Origin of the sequence: Streptomyces sp. CC0208, assembly GCF_003443735.1 — a bacterium.
GTDB classification, from domain to species: domain Bacteria; phylum Actinomycetota; class Actinomycetes; order Streptomycetales; family Streptomycetaceae; genus Streptomyces; species Streptomyces sviceus.
On the sequence record NZ_CP031969.1, the window covers coordinates 6,189,929 to 6,206,111 of the forward strand.

The 16,183-nt window shown below is 71.6% G+C and carries 16 protein-coding genes; 5 read left to right on the forward strand and 11 right to left on the reverse strand.

The window, feature by feature from the left end; all coding sequences use genetic code 11:
* Nucleotides 1–73 precede the first annotated feature (73 nt).
* The gene (locus tag D1369_RS28425) at nucleotides 74–1,225 is read right to left on the reverse strand and encodes an EstA family serine hydrolase (RefSeq protein WP_007381758.1); all 1,152 of its coding nucleotides are present in this window, start codon (nucleotides 1,223–1,225) and stop codon (nucleotides 74–76) included.
* Between the two features lie 138 nt (nucleotides 1,226–1,363).
* Between D1369_RS28425 and D1369_RS28430 the strand changes: the two genes are divergently transcribed.
* On the forward strand, nucleotides 1,364–2,179 hold the full coding sequence (locus tag D1369_RS28430; RefSeq protein ID WP_007381757.1) for an EI24 domain-containing protein: 816 nt from the start codon (nucleotides 1,364–1,366) through the stop codon (nucleotides 2,177–2,179).
* Nucleotides 2,180–2,253: 74 nt separating this feature from the next.
* Here the strand turns inward: D1369_RS28430 and D1369_RS28435 are convergent, their stop codons facing one another.
* A complete protein-coding gene (locus D1369_RS28435; protein WP_007381756.1) occupies nucleotides 2,254–3,495 on the reverse strand; it encodes a hypothetical protein in 1,242 nt (413 codons plus the stop codon).
* A 75-nt stretch (nucleotides 3,496–3,570) separates the two neighbouring features.
* Entirely contained in the window at nucleotides 3,571–4,527 is a 957-nt protein-coding gene (locus tag D1369_RS28440) for a LysR family transcriptional regulator (protein WP_118082672.1), read from the reverse strand.
* Nucleotides 4,528–4,585: 58 nt separating this feature from the next.
* Between D1369_RS28440 and D1369_RS28445 the strand changes: the two genes are divergently transcribed.
* Together D1369_RS28445 and D1369_RS28450 are read left to right on the forward strand one after the other, a co-directional pair.
* Nucleotides 4,586–4,975, forward strand: a complete 390-nt coding sequence (locus tag D1369_RS28445; RefSeq protein ID WP_037899854.1) for a RidA family protein — start codon at nucleotides 4,586–4,588, stop codon at nucleotides 4,973–4,975.
* 11 nt (nucleotides 4,976–4,986) lie between these two features.
* A complete protein-coding gene (locus D1369_RS28450; protein WP_037903271.1) occupies nucleotides 4,987–5,310 on the forward strand; it encodes a YrdB family protein in 324 nt (107 codons plus the stop codon).
* 3 nt (nucleotides 5,311–5,313) lie between these two features.
* Here D1369_RS28450 and D1369_RS28455 read toward each other — a convergent pair whose 3' ends face one another.
* A complete protein-coding gene (locus D1369_RS28455; protein WP_007381751.1) occupies nucleotides 5,314–5,895 on the reverse strand; it encodes a TetR/AcrR family transcriptional regulator in 582 nt (193 codons plus the stop codon).
* Between the two features lie 103 nt (nucleotides 5,896–5,998).
* Here D1369_RS28455 and D1369_RS28460 point away from each other — a divergent pair, with 103 nt between their 5' ends.
* The gene (locus D1369_RS28460) at nucleotides 5,999–8,446 is read left to right on the forward strand and encodes a glycoside hydrolase family 3 C-terminal domain-containing protein (RefSeq protein WP_007381750.1); all 2,448 of its coding nucleotides are present in this window, start codon (nucleotides 5,999–6,001) and stop codon (nucleotides 8,444–8,446) included.
* Between the two features lie 73 nt (nucleotides 8,447–8,519).
* On the opposite strand, the gene D1369_RS28465 is transcribed toward D1369_RS28460, so the two are convergent.
* Together D1369_RS28465 and D1369_RS28470 are read right to left on the reverse strand one after the other, a co-directional pair.
* The gene (locus D1369_RS28465; protein WP_007381749.1) at nucleotides 8,520–9,491 is read right to left on the reverse strand and encodes an aldose epimerase family protein; all 972 of its coding nucleotides are present in this window, start codon (nucleotides 9,489–9,491) and stop codon (nucleotides 8,520–8,522) included.
* 10 nt (nucleotides 9,492–9,501) lie between these two features.
* A complete protein-coding gene (locus tag D1369_RS28470) occupies nucleotides 9,502–10,386 on the reverse strand; it encodes an SGNH/GDSL hydrolase family protein (protein WP_037899851.1) in 885 nt (294 codons plus the stop codon).
* 250 nt (nucleotides 10,387–10,636) lie between these two features.
* Here D1369_RS28470 and D1369_RS28475 point away from each other — a divergent pair, with 250 nt between their 5' ends.
* Nucleotides 10,637–11,131, forward strand: coding sequence for a DUF3145 domain-containing protein (locus D1369_RS28475; protein WP_007381747.1), 495 nt, complete (start codon nucleotides 10,637–10,639; stop codon nucleotides 11,129–11,131).
* Nucleotides 11,132–11,207: 76 nt separating this feature from the next.
* Here D1369_RS28475 and fabF read toward each other — a convergent pair whose 3' ends face one another.
* The 5 genes from fabF to D1369_RS28500 all read right to left on the reverse strand — a co-directional run bounded on the left by fabF (nucleotide 11,208) and on the right by D1369_RS28500 (nucleotide 16,131).
* A complete protein-coding gene (fabF, locus tag D1369_RS28480; protein ID WP_007381746.1) occupies nucleotides 11,208–12,488 on the reverse strand; it encodes a beta-ketoacyl-ACP synthase II in 1,281 nt (426 codons plus the stop codon).
* Between the two features lie 85 nt (nucleotides 12,489–12,573).
* Nucleotides 12,574–12,822, reverse strand: coding sequence for an acyl carrier protein (locus D1369_RS28485; protein ID WP_007381745.1), 249 nt, complete (start codon nucleotides 12,820–12,822; stop codon nucleotides 12,574–12,576).
* Nucleotides 12,823–12,900: 78 nt separating this feature from the next.
* Complete coding sequence (locus D1369_RS28490) at nucleotides 12,901–13,896, reverse strand: ketoacyl-ACP synthase III (RefSeq protein ID WP_037899850.1); 996 nt, start codon at nucleotides 13,894–13,896, stop codon at nucleotides 12,901–12,903.
* Between the two features lie 16 nt (nucleotides 13,897–13,912).
* Entirely contained in the window at nucleotides 13,913–14,836 is a 924-nt protein-coding gene (locus D1369_RS28495; RefSeq protein WP_037899849.1) for an ACP S-malonyltransferase, read from the reverse strand.
* Between the two features lie 89 nt (nucleotides 14,837–14,925).
* Complete coding sequence (locus D1369_RS28500) at nucleotides 14,926–16,131, reverse strand: helix-turn-helix domain-containing protein (RefSeq protein WP_007381742.1); 1,206 nt, start codon at nucleotides 16,129–16,131, stop codon at nucleotides 14,926–14,928.
* Between the last annotated feature and the right edge of the window lie 52 nt (nucleotides 16,132–16,183).

The following is a 16,183-nucleotide window of genomic DNA, read 5'->3' on the forward strand; positions in this document are numbered from 1 at the left end:
GGAGCTCACCGGTCGTACACGGCGGAGGCGGCACCCCTGGACGTGGGGTGCCGCCTCCGCTCTGCCGTACGGCTCACACGGACAGAGCCGCCTGGTGTACGGCTCTCACGAACCGCTCGTTCTCCGGCGCCGCCCCTCCCGGGAACGCCATCCGGCGGCGGGTGTAGCCGTAGGCGAGGCCGCTGCGAGGGTCGGCGAAGGCCTGGGAGCCGCCCGCTCCGCTGTGGCCGAAGGAACCGGCGCCCAGGAACGGGTGCCACATGTCGGCGGTGGCCTGGAAGCCCAGGCCGTAGGACTTGTGGGCGCGGGCCACCAGGTCGTAGCCGACGGAGTGGATCTGGCCCACCTCCGCGATCGTGTCCGGCTTCAACAGGGGCGGCCGGTCGGCCACTTCGCTGATCGCCGCCGCGTACATCCCGGCCAGGCCCCGCGCGGCCGCCACGCCACCCGCCGACGCCGGCCCTTTCGCGCGTACGGCACGGGAGTTGGCATAGCCCACCAGGTCACCCGGGTCCGGCACCTGCTGGTTGAAGGCGATCGCGGCCAGGGTGTGCGGGCCCGTCGGTGTCGCGTCAAGGAGGGCCTGCTGCGTGGCCGTCGGCACCATCGGCTGCACCGAGCGGTAACGGGGCTCCAGGGCCTCGGGCAGCCCCAGATGGAAGTCCAGCCCGTACGGGGCCCGGATCCGCTCCTCGTACACCTCCTGGAGCGTCCGGCCCGTCGCCCGCCGTACGATCTCGCCGGTGAGCGCGCCGATCACGAGCGCGTGGTAGCCGAAGGCCGTGCCGGGGCGCCAGAACGGCTTCTGGTCCGCGAGCCGTTCCGCCACCGCCCGGTCGTCCGACAGCTCCTGTGCCGTGAAACCGGCATCGAGGCTGACCACCCCGGCCCGGTGCGCCAGCAGATCCCGCAGGGTCAGCTGCCCCTTGCCCTCGGCGCCGAACTCCGGCCAGTAGTAGGTCACTTTGCGGTCCAGTTCCAGCGTGCCCTCCTGGACGAGGAGCGCCACCACCAGGTGCGCGGCCCCCTTGGTCGACGAGAACACGCCGTACAGGGAGTCCGGTCCGGCACTCTCGCCGGCCCACAGGTCGACGACCCGCCTGCCGTGCACGTACGCGCTCAACTGCCCCTCGTAGTCCGGCCGTTCGCCCGCCACGAAAGCGGCGAACTCCTCACGCACCACCTCGAAGCCGTCCGCGACGGTGCCGTGGATCTCCTGCGTCATCCGCTCTCCTCAACCTCAGCCGCTGCTCGCGTGCGCCTTGGTGAACAACGCCCGTCCGACAGTACGGCGAGAGGTGCTTGTTCGACTCAACCGCACCAAGAGGGGGTCGCCCGCAGGTCACCCGATAGGGTGCGGGACATGCGTGATCTCGGGGCGGGCTTCCACTATCTCCTGAAGGGCCAGCGGTGGGTGGCCCGGCACGGCAAGCAGTACGGCTTCGGACTGATCCCGGGCCTGATCACCCTGGTGCTGTATGTGGCGGCACTGGTCGCCCTGGGCACCTGGGGCGAGGACTTCGTGTCCTGGGCGACGCCGTTCGCCGACGACTGGTCTGGCCCGTGGCAGGGCCTGTTCCGGGGCTTCCTCACGGCGGTCCTGTTCGCGCTGGCCCTCCTCCTCGCGGTCCTGACCTTCACGGCGGTCACCCTCCTGATAGGCCAGCCCTTCTACGAGAACCTCTCCGAGAAGGTCGACCGGGACGTGTCCCCGGACGGCACGGCCCCCGAGTCCGGTCTGCCACTGTGGCGCGAGCTGTGGATCTCGGCGAGGGACAGCCTCCGTATCGTCGTCCGGGCCCTGCTGTGGGCGGTCCTGCTCTTCGCCCTGGGCTTCGTTCCGGTCGTCGGCCAGACGGTCGTCCCGGTCATCGGCTTCTTCGTCACGGGTTTCTTCCTCACGGAGGAGCTCACCGCGGTCGCGTTGCAACGCCGAGGCGTCGACCTCCGGGCCCGCCTCACCCTCCTCCGCTCCCGCAAGACCCTCATCTGGGGCTTCGGCACCCCCCTCGCCCTGGCCTTCGTGGTCCCCTTCGTCGCGGTGTTCCTGATGCCGGGCGCGGTGGCGGGGGCGACGCTGATGGCGCGGGAACTGCTGGGGGAGGAGACCCGGGACGGGGACGACGAGTCCGACGACGACTCCGACGAGTGGACCCTGTCCGGCGAGCCCGGAAGCTGAGACGACGGAAGCGGGCACCGTCGTTCAGCCCGTCCGGCGTGTGAGGACGAGGCCCCTTCCACCGCCCGAAAGCCCTACGCCCCTGCCGCCACCGAAATGATCGCCCGCACCTGCGCGATGATGTCCAGCCGGTTGCGGACGAACCCCGGATCGGTCACCGTCCCCGTCGCCGGATCCGTGTTCCCCGCCCCGAACTCCAGCACCGGCGTGTGCACATGGCCGCCCGGCAGTACGTCGTGCAGCCCCAGCCGGTCCCGCAGCAGCGTGGCCCGGTAGGCGATCTCGTTGGAGAGGTAGTCCCCGCCACCCCCGGCCCGTGCCGTGGACCCCGGGCTCGGCCCGTCCGGACGGACGACCGGCTGTGTCTCTCCCGCCGGGATCTCGGTCACGCTCGTGTGGTCGTAGACCGGAAAGCGCCCGGTGTCCGCGTCCACGATCGCCTTGTACGGCAGCGTCGTGGTCGTCCACTGCGGCTGCGAGCCCGGATCGGCGACCGGAATCGTGCCCGTCACCCCGACGGTGTCGTTGTCCGCGAACCCGCCCCGCCAGGCGCCGTTGGTCCGCTCGACGTCGAACCGCCCCACCCGCCCCTGACTCACGGTCGTGAAGAGATCCACCCGCTTCAGATACGGCCGCAGCGCCCGCTCCACGGTCTGGTCCGTGAAGTCCTGCCACCGCACCGGGAACACGACGGTCTCCACCCGGGCCGGCCCGTCCGCCGTCTCGATCACCGTCCCGTCGAGCGCGAGCGCACTCGCCCCGGAGGGATTCGAGATCCGTATGTCACGGTCCAGCGTGAACGGATCGAACCCGGTGACGAGCACCCGCTTCAGCCGCTCACCGGCCGGATACCGCACGGCGGTCTGCCCCCGCGAGGTCTGCTCCAACTCATCCAGCAGAGCCGCGCGTTGCGCGTCCGACAGCCCGAACGACGGCTCCCAGGTCCGCACTTCGCGCGTCATCGCCAACCGCGCCCAGTACAGGGGCCGGTCGTCGTCCCGGCTCAGGTCCCCACCGGCCGGACCCCGCCCCTGCGCCCGGTCCACGGCCCGCTTCCACAGCGCGGACCCCTGCCGTACGACGACCTTCCGCGCCTGCGCGTAGGAACGCGCCGCCCCGAGCGCCCGGTTGAAGCGCGGCGGCACGGTGTCGAATCCGGACCGTTCGAGGATCTCCCGCGGCACGGCCTGGTCGAGCCGCCGCTCCTCCACCGTGGGCGAGGGCGCGGTCGCGGCCGCCGCCGGGCCCGCGGGGGCCACCGGCCCCGCCAGCAGGGCCAGTCCGAGGATGCCGATCCGAACGCGTAGGGATGTCAAGGGAGTTCAGGTCCTTCCGTCGCTGTGGGGCGCGAGTGGTGCCGGACGACGGCAGTATCGCGTGAGGGAAGTGGTCTACGCCATGGGGAGCGAGGTGCGGGGAATCCGCCCCGCCGCCTCCCGCAGCGCTTCCACGAACACCTCCACGGCCGGCGCGACCGACCGTCCCCGCGGTGTCGCCGCGTACACCGCCCGCGCCGGAGCGCCCTCGTCGAGCACCGGGAGCAGCACGACGTCCGGCCGTACGGACTCCGCGGCGAGCGCCGGGACCAGCGCCACCCCGAGCCCGGCGGCGACGTACCCCTGCTTGGCGGTCCACTCGCCGACGACATGCGCGATCCGCGGCCGGAAGCCCTGCCGCAGGGCCGCGTCGAGAAGCGTCCCCTCGGGCCGCGGGCTCCCGGAGATCCAGTCGGCGTCCGCGAGCCGCCCGAGCCGCACCGGCCCACCGCCCTCGGCCACCAGCGGATGCCCGGCCGGGACGGCGACGTACAGCGACTCGTCGAGCAGATGGCTCAGTTCGTACGCCGACAGCGGCGCCCCGCCGGTCGTGGAGACCACCGCGAGATCCAGCCGCCCCTCGGAGAGCCGGTCCAGCAACGACGGCGTCAGCCCCTCCTCGCGGGAGACCCGCACGCCCGGACGGCGGGTACGGAAGGCGCCGAGGGCGTGCGGGACCAGGGCCGCGTCCGCCGTCGGGAACGCCCCGAACCGCAGCCGCCCGCCCGCCCCTTCACGCAGCGCCGCCAGCTCGCGCGCGACCCCGTGCAGCGCCCCGGTGACGGTCTGCGCGTACGGCACGAGCACCCGCCCCGCCGCCGTCAGCCGGACCCCCCTCGGCAGCCGGTCGAACAGCGGCCCCCCGCCCAACGCCGCCTCCAGAGCGGCGATCTGCCGGGACACCGCCGACTGCGTCCAGCCCAGCGTGCGTGCGGCCACGGTGAACGACTCGTGCCGGGCGACCTCCAGGAAGACCCGCAGCCACACGGTGGCGAGGTCGGGAGGGAGATCCTTGCGATGCGGGTTCGGCATGGCAGCCATGCTGGACATTCGCTTGTCGCATCGCAAGGGCGGACCTAGCGTCGACGGCATGCAGATCACCCTGGACAACCCCGCCGGTGCGCCCCAGCCCCTGAGCCCCTACTACTCCCAGGTCGCCCGCGTCGAACAGGCCGACGGCAGCGCCCTGTTGTTCGTCTCCGGGCAGATCGCCGAGGGCGCCACGCTCGCCGAACAGTCCCGGGGCGTCTTCGAGACCCTCGCCGCGCTGCTGGAGGCACACGGGGCGAGCCTGTCCGACGTGATCAACATCCGCACCTATCTCACCGACATCTCCGAACTGGAGGAATACGGCGCGGTACGACGGGAGTTCCTCACCGGCACCCCGCCCACCAGCATGACCTTCGAGGTGCCCCGGCTCTTCCGGCCCGAGGCGCGGATCGAGATCGAAGTCGTGGCGGCGGTGCCGGCGGGCGGGTGATACTGCCGCCCATGAAGGCAGCCAACCTGGGCGTTCTCTTCCTGATCGAGCTCGGCGCCCTGGCGGGTGCCGCCTACTGGGGGTTCACCCGGGACATCGGCGCACCCTGGCTGCTCGGTCTCGCCGCACCCGCCGTACTCGTCGCCCTGTGGGCGCTGTTCGGCTCGCCGCGCGCGAAGTACAAGGTGAGCGGGGCCGGTCGCGTCGGCTTCGAGCTGCTCTGGTTCGGGGCGGGCGTCGTCGCCCTGTTCGCCGCCGGGGCCCACCTCTGGGCGTTCGCCCTCGCCGTCGTCTGTCTGCTCAGCAAGACACTCGCCGCCGTCTGGAGCCAGTGACCCTCACTCCACCGTCTCGCCCAGCAGTCGCAGGAAGTCCCGGAACGCGCCCGGCATGTCCACCGACTCCGGGTCGAGCAGCCACTGGTACTGGAGTCCGTCCATGACCGCGACCAGCAGCGGCGCGGTGCGTTCCGGGCTCAGCCCGTTGGGGAGGCGGTCGCCGTACTCCGTGCGGAGGGCCGCCGCCATCGACGCGCGTACCCGGCTGTAGCGGTCGGTGAAGTACTCCCGTGCCGGATGTCCCTCCGTGACGCTCTCGCCGAGCAGCGCCGAGAAGGTCTGGATGATGGCGGGCCGCATCGCGTTGTACTCGACGAGAGAGGCGAGCAGGTCGACACGCCAGCTGCCGTTCGGCACCGCGTCCCACCTGTCCCGCTCCTCCAGGACCGCGACCAGCAGCGCGTCCTTCGTCGGGAAGTGGTGCAGCAGCCCCTGCTGGGTCAGTCCGACGCGCTCGGCCACCGCGGCGAGACTCGCGCCCCGGTAACCGCGCTCGGCGATGACCTCCAGGGCCGCCCGGATGATCTCGGCCCGGCGTTCCCCGCTTCTGGTCCTGGCGCTCATGGCGTCACCGTACGACATGCCACCCCCCTCGTTGTAACGGCGAGATAACCAAACCTACCGTTCGCCAGGTAATCGGGGCACGATGTGAGGACCGCACGGACTTCAACGAGGAGGCACTGCCATGGCGGCATCCGAGGGACCCGAGGGCACCATCCCCGCCGACCAGGCCCGTGAGGCGGCCGTCGAGGCGGCACTCGCCGCGCTCGACCTCGACGCCAAGGCGGCGCTCCTGGCCGGCCAGGACATGTGGACCCTGCCCGCGCTCCCCGAGATCGGCCTCGCCTCCCTCGTCATGTCCGACGGCCCGATCGGCGTCCGGGGCGTGCGCTGGAGCGCCGACGACCCGTCGATCGCCCTGCCCTCCCCGACCGCGCTGGCCGCCACCTGGGACCCGGAACTCGCCCGCCGCGCAGGCGTGCTGCTCGCCCAGGAGGCCCGCCGCAAGGGCGTCCACGTCCTGCTCGCCCCCACCGTCAACCTCCACCGCTCCCCGCTCGGCGGCCGGCACTTCGAGGCATACAGCGAGGACCCGTACCTGACGGGGCGGATCGGCGCCGGGTACGTCACCGGCGTCCAGGAGGGCGGCGTCGGCACCACCGTCAAGCACTTCGTCGCCAACGACGCCGAGACCGACCGCTTCACGGTGAACAACCTGGTCTCCGAACGCGCCCTGCGCGAGCTCTACTTGGCGCCCTTCGAGCACATCGTCGAGAACGCCCACCCGTGGGGCATCATGACCGCCTACAACACGGTCAACGGCACGACGATGACCGAGCACCACCACCTCGTCAACGAAGTCCTGCGCGGGGAATGGGGCTTCGACGGCTACAACGTCTCCGACTGGATGGCCGCCCGCTCCACCAAGGCCGCCATCGAGGGCGGCCTCGACGTCGCCATGCCCGGCCCGACGACCGTCTACGGCGAAGCCCTCGCCCGGGCGGTGCGGGACGGCGAGGTCCAGGAGAGCGCGGTCGACACCGCCGTACGCAATGTGCTGCGGCTCGCCGCCCGCGTCGGCATCCTGGACGGCGCCGAACCCGTCGTCACCGACCTCCCGGACACCGTCGACGGCGCCGAACTGGCCCGCGAGATCGCCCGCCGCGCCTTCGTCCTGGTCCGCAACCAGGGGGCGTTGCCGCTGAAGTCCGGCACGGTCGCCCTCATCGGCGCCGCCGCCCGGGACGCCCGGGTCCTCGGCGGCGGCTCCGCCACCGTCTTCCCGGACCGTGTCGTCTCCCCGCTCGACGGTCTCACCGCCGCCCTCCCCGAGGGCACCCTCACCTACGCCCTGGGCGCCGACCCCAACACCGAACTCGCCGTCGCCGACAAGGGGTTCAGCCTCACGGCGGTCTGTCGCGACCCGGCCGGAGACGTCATCGGCACGGCCTCCGCCCCCAACGGCCACATCCAGTGGATGGGTTCGGACCTGCCCGAAGGCGTCACCCACGACCGTCTGCACACCGTCGAGCTGACCGGCACCTTCACCCCGCGCGAGAGCGGCGCCCACACCTTCGGCATCAAGGGACTCGGCGCCTTCAAGCTGGTCGTCGACGGCACGACGTACTACGACGACGTCCAGCGCACCGACAGCGACGACCCCTTCATCACCTTCTTCGGCGCCCCCGAGCCCCGCGCCCGGGTCGAACTGACCGCGGGCGAGCCGGTCGACGTCTCCCTGACCTACGTCGTCGTCCTCCCCGAGGACATCCCGATGAAGGTCATCGCCTTCACCCTCGCCCACCAGGACCCCCAGCGCGACCCCGACGAACTGATCGCCGAGGCCGTCGAGGCCGCCCGCGCCGCCGACACCGCCGTCGTCGTGGTCGCCACCACCGAGCGCGTCGAGTCCGAGGGCTACGACCGCCGGGACCTGACCCTCCCCGGCCGGCAGGACGAGCTGGTCCGCGCGGTCGCCGCCGCCAACCCGAACACCGTCGTGATCGTCAACTCCGGCTCCCCGGTGGAGCTGCCCTGGCGCGAGGACGTCGCCGCCGTCCTGCTCGGCTGGTTCCCCGGCCAGGAGGGCGGCGCGGCCCTCGCCGACGTCCTGACCGGCGCCCACGAGCCCGGCGGCCGCCTCCCCACCACCTGGGGCACCCTGGCCGACGCCCCGGTCACCAGGGTCACTCCGCGGGACGGCGAACTCCCTTACGACGAGGGCGTGTTCATCGGGTACACGGCCTGGGAGAAGGAGGGCCGCACCCCGGCCTACCCCTTCGGACACGGCCTCGGCTACACCGACTGGACCTACGAGTCCGTCGAGGTCCGCGGCGCCACCGCCCGGGTCCGGCTGCGCAACTCCGGTGCCCGCCCGGGTCGCGAGGTCGTCCAGGTCTACCTGGCGCCCGCCGAAGCCGACGCCGAGCGTCCGGCCCGCCGGCTCGCCGGATTCGCGGCGGCCGAGGCCGGCCCCGGCGAGAGCACCGAGGTCACCGTGGAGATCCCGCGCCGGGCCTTCGAGATCTGGGACGAGAAGACCTCATCGTGGGCGTATGTGAAGGGTTCGTACGAAATCCAGGTGGGGCGCTCGATCGGGGACCGCAGGGTCACCGCGAGGATTAACGTCTGATCGTAGGGGGCACTGCTCTCACACAAGCAGCCCCGGCCCGGGACCTGACCCCTGGGCCGGGGCTCGTTCGTGCTCAGCGCGCGCCGAAGCCGTACACCGTCTGCGACCGGTACACCTCGCCCGGCCGCAGCACCGTGCTCGGGAACTCCGGGCGGTTCGGCGAGTCGGGGAAGTGCTGGGTCTCCAGCGCGATGGCGTCGCCGGGCGCGAAGGGCTCGGTGAGGTGGTCGGCGGTGTAGAGCTGGAGCCCCGGCTCGGTGGTCGCCACCGTCAGCAGCCGCCCGGACGCGGGGTCGTACAACTCGGCGACCTCGACGGCCTGTTCGGTGATCCCCTTGTCGAGCACGAAGTTGTGGTCGTAGCCCGCGCCGACCTTGCGCGCCTGACGGAAGTCGAACCGGGTGCCCGCGACCTCCTCGACCCCCGTCGGGATCAGATCCGCGTCGACCGGGGTGAACCGCGAGGCGTCGATCCGCAGTTCATGTCCGCCCGCGTTCCCGGAACCGGCCAGGTTGAAGTAACTGTGGTTGGTCAGGTTCACGATGGTCGGCGCGTCGGTGACCGCCTCGTACGCGATCCGCAGCGCCCCCGACTCGTCCAGGCTGTACGTCCCCGAGACCTCCAGGCGCCCCGGGAAGCCCTCCTCGCCGTGCGGGCTGATCCGGCTCAGCCGCACCCCGTGCGCACCGGCGGGCTCCATGTCCCACACCCGCTTGTCGAAGCCGTGCTCACCGCCGTGCAGCGAGTTGGGCGCGTTGTTGGGCGCGAGCGCGTACGTCGCCCCGTCCAGCTCGAAGCGGCCGCCCGCGATCCGGTTCGCGTACCGCCCGACGAGGGCACCGAGATACGGACCGGAGTGCTCCAGATACCCCTCAAGGCCGGCGAAGCCCAGCACCACGTCCGCCGTCCGCCCGTCCCGGTCCGGCACCTCGACCGACTGCACGATCCCGCCGTACGACAGGATCCGCACGCGGACGCCCGCGCGCTCCAGGGTCCAGCGGTGCACCGGGGTGCCGTCGGAAAGCGTGGCGAAGAGTTCGTTCATGTACGGAACTTTAGGACACGGACCTGACCTTGCGGTATGCGATCTCCGCCAGCCGCGCCTGTCCGTTCACACTCGGATGGAACCAGTCCCAGTGACTGAGCTGGTCGGTACCGAACCGGTAGTCGTACACCGCGCCCCCGTCGTACCGGCACCGCTCGTCCCTGGCGCACACCTGCCTCAGCACGGCGTTGTAGGACTCCACCCGCTCCTGCACGGTGTCCCGCCGCTCGGTCGCCGCCGCGTCCAGGGCGTCCGCGTCGGCCAGCATCGACGGGCACACGCCCAGCTTCCACACCTGCTTGCCCAGCGGATTGCTGCGGCCCTGGGACCACAGCCGCTTGAGGTTCGGCACGCTCGCCACGTACACCTGCGCCTTGGGTGCCTGCTTGCGCAGCACGCCGAGCGCGTCCTCGAAACCGGCGCGGAAGTCGGACACCGACGTCATCGCCGCCGTGGAGTCCCGGCAGGCGTCGTTGGCGCCCACCATCACGGTGACCAGCGCCGGTGTGCGCGAGGCCGCCTGTGCCATCTGCGTGGGCAGGTCGGCCATCCGCGCCCCGGACACCGCGTAGTTCCAGCTGCGCCCTGCCGCCTTCGCCCTCCCCAGCAGCCGCACGGCCAGGGAGTCGACCTGGGTACTGCTCCCGGTGGCCCAGGACACGTCGGGGCAGTCCTTCAGGATCCCGCAGGCGTCGAAGCCGCGGGTGATGGAGTCGCCGACGGCGGCGATCGAGGCCGGGCTGCTGTCCCACGCCGGCGTCGGCTTCGGCGAGGACCTGGGCTTCTGGGTGGGAGCCGCCGAGTCACCGCCCACGGCGTCACAGCCGGCGACGCCCACAAGAGCCGCCGTCAGGACGGCGACGACGGCCCGCGAGCGGTGGCCCTGCTTCCGCATCCGTGGTGTTCCCCTCATGAAATGGTGGTCCTCTCATCACAACGCACGGGAGTTCCCGGGGGTCGCGAGGGAACGATCGACACCCGTACTAGCGTCCTGCCGGGTGAATGGCGGGCGTTTCCGGGCACCGGGACCGACGGTACGTCACACTCCTTGCGCCGCCGCACGGTAGCCTCGCCATCAACGTGGCCGGTCGGCATCGCCGCCATGCCGGCCGGCAAGACCTGTCCCGCTCAGCCCGGAGGTCCCGGTGACGACACGTGGAGTTCTGTACGTGCACTCCGCGCCGCGCGCGCTGTGCCCGCACGTCGAGTGGGCCGTCGCCGGGGTGCTCGGCACGCGCGTCAACCTCGACTGGATCCGGCAGCCGGCCGCGCCGGGCACCTGGCGCTCGGAGTTCTCCTGGAAGGGCGAGGTGGGCACGGCGTCCAAGCTCGCCTCCGCCCTCAGAGGCTGGCACCTGCTGCGCTTCGAGGTCACGGCCGAGCCCTGCCCCACCGCGGAGGGCGAACGCTACAGCTGCACGCCGGAACTCGGCATCTTCCACGCCGTCACCGGCATCCACGGCGACATCCTGATCCCGGAGGACCGCCTGCGCGCGGCCCTGACCCGCTCCCAGCGCGGCGAGACGGACCTGGAGGCCGAGCTGGCCAAGCTCCTCGGCAAGCCCTGGGACGACGAGTTGGAGCCGTTCCGGTACGCGGGCGAGGGCGCCCCGGTCCGCTGGCTGCACCAGGTGGTGTGAGTCCGCCTGGACGCGCCGTACACGTGAAGGGCCCCCACCGACCGGTGGGGGCCCTTCCGTTGCGTACAGACGGTTCTCAGACCGTACGGAACGCCAGTACGACATTGTGCCCGCCGAACCCGAACGAGTCGTTCAGCGCGGCGATACGGCCCTCCACGGGCAGCTTGCGCGCCTCGCCGCGGACGACGTCGGCGTTGGCCTCCGCCTCCGGGTCGAGGTTCTCGACGTTGATGGTCGGCGGAGCCACCCGGTGGTAGAGGGCGAGGACGGTCGCGACCGTCTCCACGCCGCCCGCGCCACCGAGCAGGTGACCGGTCATCGACTTGGTGGCGGACACCGCGATGTGGTCGGCGTCGTCGCCGAACACCTTGCGCAGCGCCTTGAGCTCGGCGATGTCACCGGCCGGGGTCGACGTGGCGTGCGCGTTGACGTGCACGATCTCCGCCGGGTTCAGGTCGGTGTTGTCGAGCAGGTGCTGCAGGGCGTGCGAGATGCCGCGGCCCTCGGGCTCCGGCTGCACGATGTCGTGCGCGTCGGCGGAGATGCCCTGCCCGACGGCCTCGGCGTACACCCGCGCACCGCGCTTGGCGGCGTGCTCGGCGGACTCCAGGACGACGACACCGGCACCCTCGCCGAGGACGAAGCCGTCACGAGCCACGTCGTAGGGACGCGAGGCACCCTCGGGGTTCTCGTTGTTCTTGGACATCGCCATCATGTTGCCGAACGCGGCGATGGGCAGCGGGTGGATCGCCGCCTCGGTGCCACCGGCGACGACGACGTCGGCGCGGCCGGTACGGATCATCTCGATGGCGTAGCCGATGGCCTCGGCGCCCGACGCGCAGGCGGAGACCGGGGTGTGCACACCCGCGCGGGCGCCGACGAGCAGACCCACGTTGGCGGACGGGCCGTTGGGCATCAGCATGGGCACGGTGTGCGGGGAGACGCGGCGAACGCCCTTCTCCTTGAGCACGTCGTACTGGTCGAGGAGGGTCGTCACGCCACCGATGCCGGAGGCGATGACGGCGCCGAGACGGTCGGGGTCGATCTCGCCGACCGAGCCGTCCTCACCGGCCTTGCCCTCGAAACCGGCGTCGGCCCAGGCCTCCTTGGCCGCGATCAGCGCGAACTGCGCCGAGCGGTCCAGGCGGCGGGCCTGCGGACGGGGAATCACCTCGGTCGGCTCCACCGCGATCTGCGCGGCGATGCGGACCGCCTGGTCGGCGGCCCACTCCTGCTCCAGGGGCTTGACGCCGGACTTGCCGGCGACGAGGCCCTCCCAGGTAGAGGCTGCGTCGCCACCCAGCGGTGTGGTTGCGCCGATACCGGTGACGACCACGGTGCGATTGGTCGGGCTCACGGGAAATCTTTCTCCAACGGTACGAGGATTAAGCGGCGCCACCGCCGGGTGGCGGGGCCGGTCAGCGTCCGACCCAAGCAGTGGCTCAGGCCTGGTGCTTGAGGATGTAGTCGGTGGCGTCGCCGACCGTCTTGAGGTTCTTGACGTCGTCGTCCGGGATCTTGACGTCGAAGCGCTCTTCGGCGGCGACGACGACCTCGACCATGGACAGCGAGTCGACGTCCAGGTCGTCGGTGAAGGACTTGTCCAGCTGGACGTCCTCAACCGGGATGCCGGCGATCTCGTTCACGATGTCGGCAAGACCGGCGACGATCTCTTCCTGAGTGGCGGCCATGGTGGCGCTCCTTCGTTTTCTTGATCAGAGGGTTGGCAGTGCTTCCCGTCCCGGACCGGTCGGTCCGGCACGGAGTGCCTAGGGGAGGGTAACGACAGTGGCGGCGTAGACGAGACCCGCCCCGAATCCGATGACGAGCGCGGTGTCGCCGCTCTTCGCCTCACCGGTCGCCAGAAGCCGCTCCATAGCGAGCGGAATCGAGGCGGCCGAGGTGTTGCCGGTGGTGCGCACGTCACGCGCGACCGTGACGTGCTCCGGCAGCTTCAGCGTCTTCACCATCGAGTCGATGATCCGCTCGTTGGCCTGGTGCGGAATGAAGACGTCCAGGTCGCTCGGGGTGATCCCGGCCGCGTCCAGCGCCTGCTGGGCGACCTTCGCCATCTCGAACACGGCCCAGCGGAACACCGCCTGGCCCTCCTGGGTGATCGCGGGGAACTTGCCCGTGGAGTCGTACTCGGTCCACGCCACGGTCTGCTTGATCGTCTCGGACTTGTCGCCCTCGGAGCCCCAGACCGTGGGGCCGATCGCCGGTTCCGCGGACGGACCGACCACGACCGCGCCGGCACCGTCGCCGAACAGGAAGGCCGTGGCGCGGTCCTCCAGGTCGGTGAGGTCGGACAGCCGCTCCACGCCGATGACAAGTACGTACTCCGCCGAGCCCTCGACGATCATGCCCTTGGCGAGGGTGAGGCCGTAGCCGAAGCCCGCGCAGCCCGCCGAGATGTCGAAGGCGGCGGCCTTGTTCGTGCCCAGCTTGTCGGCGATCTCCGTCGCCACCGCCGGGGTCTGCTTGAAGTGCGAGACCGTCGAGACGATCACGCCGCCGATCTGCTCGGCGGAGATCCCGGCGTCGGCGATCGCCTTGCCGGACGCCTCGATCGACATCGCGGCGACGGTCTCCTCGTCGTTCGCCCAGTGGCGGGTCTGGATGCCGGAGCGCGAGCGGATCCACTCGTCGGAGGAGTCGATCGTCTCGAGGATCACCTCGTTCGGCACGACCCGGGTCGGACGGTAGCCGCCGACACCGAGGATGCGCGCGTACGGAGCGCCCTTGCTGGGCTTGATCTTCGACATGCTCTCGTGCTCCTTCTCAGGCACTGTGCTCGGCGATGAGCTCGCGAGCAGCGTCGAGGTCGTCGGGTGTCTTCAGGGCCAGCGTCCTGACGCCGGGCAGTGCGCGCTTGGCGAGGCCGACCAGCGTGCCGCCGGGGCAGACCTCGATCAACGCGGTGGCGCCGAGCTCCTTGAAGGTCTCCATGCACAGGTCCCAGCGGACCGGGTTGGCGACCTGGCCGACCAGCCGCTCCAGCACCTCGGCGCCGGTGCCGACGGTCTGCCCGTCCTTGTTCGAGACGTACGGGACCGTCGGGTCGGCCGGTGTCAGGTCGGCGGCGGCCTTGGCCAGCGCGTCGACCGCGGGGGCCATGTGGTGCGTGTGGAAGGCGCCGGCGACCTTCAGCGGGACGACCTTGCGGACGCCCTCGGGCTTGTCCTCGTTCAGGACGGCGAGCTGCTCCAGCGTGCCCGCGGCGACGATCTGCCCGGCGCCGTTGACGTTCGCCGGGGTCAGACCCAGCTTCTCCAGGTGCGCGACGGAGACGTCGTGGTCGCCGCCGAGCAGCGCCGACATGCCGGTCTCGGTGATCGCGGCGGCGTCGGCCATGGCCAGGCCCCGCTTGCGTACGAGGGTGAGGGCGGCGGCGTCGCCCAGCACGCCCGCGAAGACCGCGGCGGTGATCTCACCGACGCTGTGCCCGGCGACGGCGCCCGGGGCGATCGTGGCCGTGTCACCGAGTGCCGAGGCGGACAGGATCCCGGCGGCGACCAGCAGCGGCTGGGCCACCGAGGTGTCGCGGATGGCGTCCGCGTCGGCCTGTGTGCCGTAGTGGGCGAGGTCCAGTCCGATGGCGTCGGACCACGCGGCGACGCGGTCCGCGGCACCGGGGAGTTCGAGCCAGGGGGTCAGGAAGCCGGGCGTCTGGGCGCCCTGGCCGGGAGCGACGAGTACGAGCACTCTCACACTCTCTCTTGAGGGCGGCCCAAGCCGCCCGTGGGGACAAGGACGAAGAACAGGTAGGGGTTTTGTGGGCCCCCGACAAAAGCCTAGGGCTGGAGATCCCCGTCGGCCAGACGCCCCAGGATGAGCGCGATCCGCAGGGTGAACGCCGAACGTACATCGGAGGGCGACCAGCCGGTGACGTCAGTCACACGTCGAAGCCGGTAGCGCACGGTGTTGGGATGCACGAAGAGCATCCTGGCCGCGCCCTCCAGACTGGACGCCTGTTCGAGGTAGACCGAGAGCGTCTCCAGGAGCGCGGAACCGGCCTCCTCGAGTGGTCTGTAGATCTCCTCCACCAACTGCTCGCGCGCACGGGGATCACCGGCCATCGCGCGTTCCGGAAGCAGGTCGTCCGCCAGCACCGGGCGCGGGGCGTCCTGCCAGGCGGAGCACGCCTTGAGCCCGGCGGCGGCCGCCTGCGCGGAGCGGGTCGCGGCGAGCAGATCGGGTACCACGGGCCCGGCGACCACGGGTCCGGCCGCATAGGGCCCGATCAGCGACTTGGCCACGGCGAGCGGGTTGTCGCTGCCGCCCGCGATCACGACGAGCCGGGCCCCGAGCACCCCGGTCAGCACCTGGAGCTTGGCGTGCCGGGCGGCCCGCCGGATGGCCTCGACGGTCAGCTCGGAGTCGCCCTCGGGGGCGGGGCCGAGCACGACACAGACATGCTCGGGCGCGTTCCATCCGAGAGCCGCCGCCCTGCTCACGGCCCCTTCGTCGGCCTCCCCGCTGAGCACCGCGTTCACCACGAGCGACTCCAGCCGGGCGTCCCAGGCACCGCGTGCCTCGGCGGCCTGGGCGTAGACCTGCGCGGTGGCGAAGGCGATCTCACGGGCGTACACGAGCAGGGCCTCACGCAGCACGGACTCGTCACCGGGGGCCGCGACCTCGTCGATCGCGCTCTCCATGACCTCGATGGTGGTGCGCACCATCTCCACGGTCTGCCGCAGCGTGATGGCCCGGGTCAGCTCACGGGGAGCGGTCCCGAACACGTCGGTGGAGATGGCCTGCGGGGCGTCCGGACGCCGGAACCACTCGGTGAAGGCCGCGATTCCGGCCTGGGCGACCAGCCCGATCCAGGAACGGTTCTCCGGGGGCATCGCCCGGTACCACGGCAGCGTCTCGTCCATGCGCGTGATGGCCTGCTGGGCGAGGGACCCGGACGACTTCTCCAGCCGCCTCAGGGTCGCGGCATGAGCGTGGGGACCGCGTGCGGCGGGGTCGGACTTGCGGTGTTCGGGTTCGGGCACGGGGACAAGACTGCCTTATCCGGACGTCAGTGCGCGCCGCCGGGTACCGCCC

What these genes read in the sequence shown, in the direction of transcription:
- D1369_RS28425 (WP_007381758.1), bottom strand. Translation starts at nt 1,225, where the DNA reads ATGACGCAGGAGATCCACGGCACCGTCGCGGACGGCTTCGAGGTGGTG.
- D1369_RS28430 (WP_007381757.1), top strand. Translation starts at nt 1,364, where the DNA reads ATGCGTGATCTCGGGGCGGGCTTCCACTATCTCCTGAAGGGCCAGCGG.
- D1369_RS28440 (WP_118082672.1), bottom strand. Translation starts at nt 4,527, where the DNA reads ATGCCGAACCCGCATCGCAAGGATCTCCCTCCCGACCTCGCCACCGTG.
- D1369_RS28445 (WP_037899854.1), top strand. Translation starts at nt 4,586, where the DNA reads ATGCAGATCACCCTGGACAACCCCGCCGGTGCGCCCCAGCCCCTGAGC.
- D1369_RS28450 (WP_037903271.1), top strand. Translation starts at nt 4,987, where the DNA reads ATGAAGGCAGCCAACCTGGGCGTTCTCTTCCTGATCGAGCTCGGCGCC.
- D1369_RS28455 (WP_007381751.1), bottom strand. Translation starts at nt 5,895, where the DNA reads ATGTCGTACGGTGACGCCATGAGCGCCAGGACCAGAAGCGGGGAACGC.
- D1369_RS28460 (WP_007381750.1), top strand. Translation starts at nt 5,999, where the DNA reads ATGGCGGCATCCGAGGGACCCGAGGGCACCATCCCCGCCGACCAGGCC.
- D1369_RS28465 (WP_007381749.1), bottom strand. Translation starts at nt 9,491, where the DNA reads ATGAACGAACTCTTCGCCACGCTTTCCGACGGCACCCCGGTGCACCGC.
- D1369_RS28470 (WP_037899851.1), bottom strand. Translation starts at nt 10,386, where the DNA reads ATGCGGAAGCAGGGCCACCGCTCGCGGGCCGTCGTCGCCGTCCTGACG.
- D1369_RS28485 (WP_007381745.1), bottom strand. Translation starts at nt 12,822, where the DNA reads ATGGCCGCCACTCAGGAAGAGATCGTCGCCGGTCTTGCCGACATCGTG.
- D1369_RS28490 (WP_037899850.1), bottom strand. Translation starts at nt 13,896, where the DNA reads ATGTCGAAGATCAAGCCCAGCAAGGGCGCTCCGTACGCGCGCATCCTC.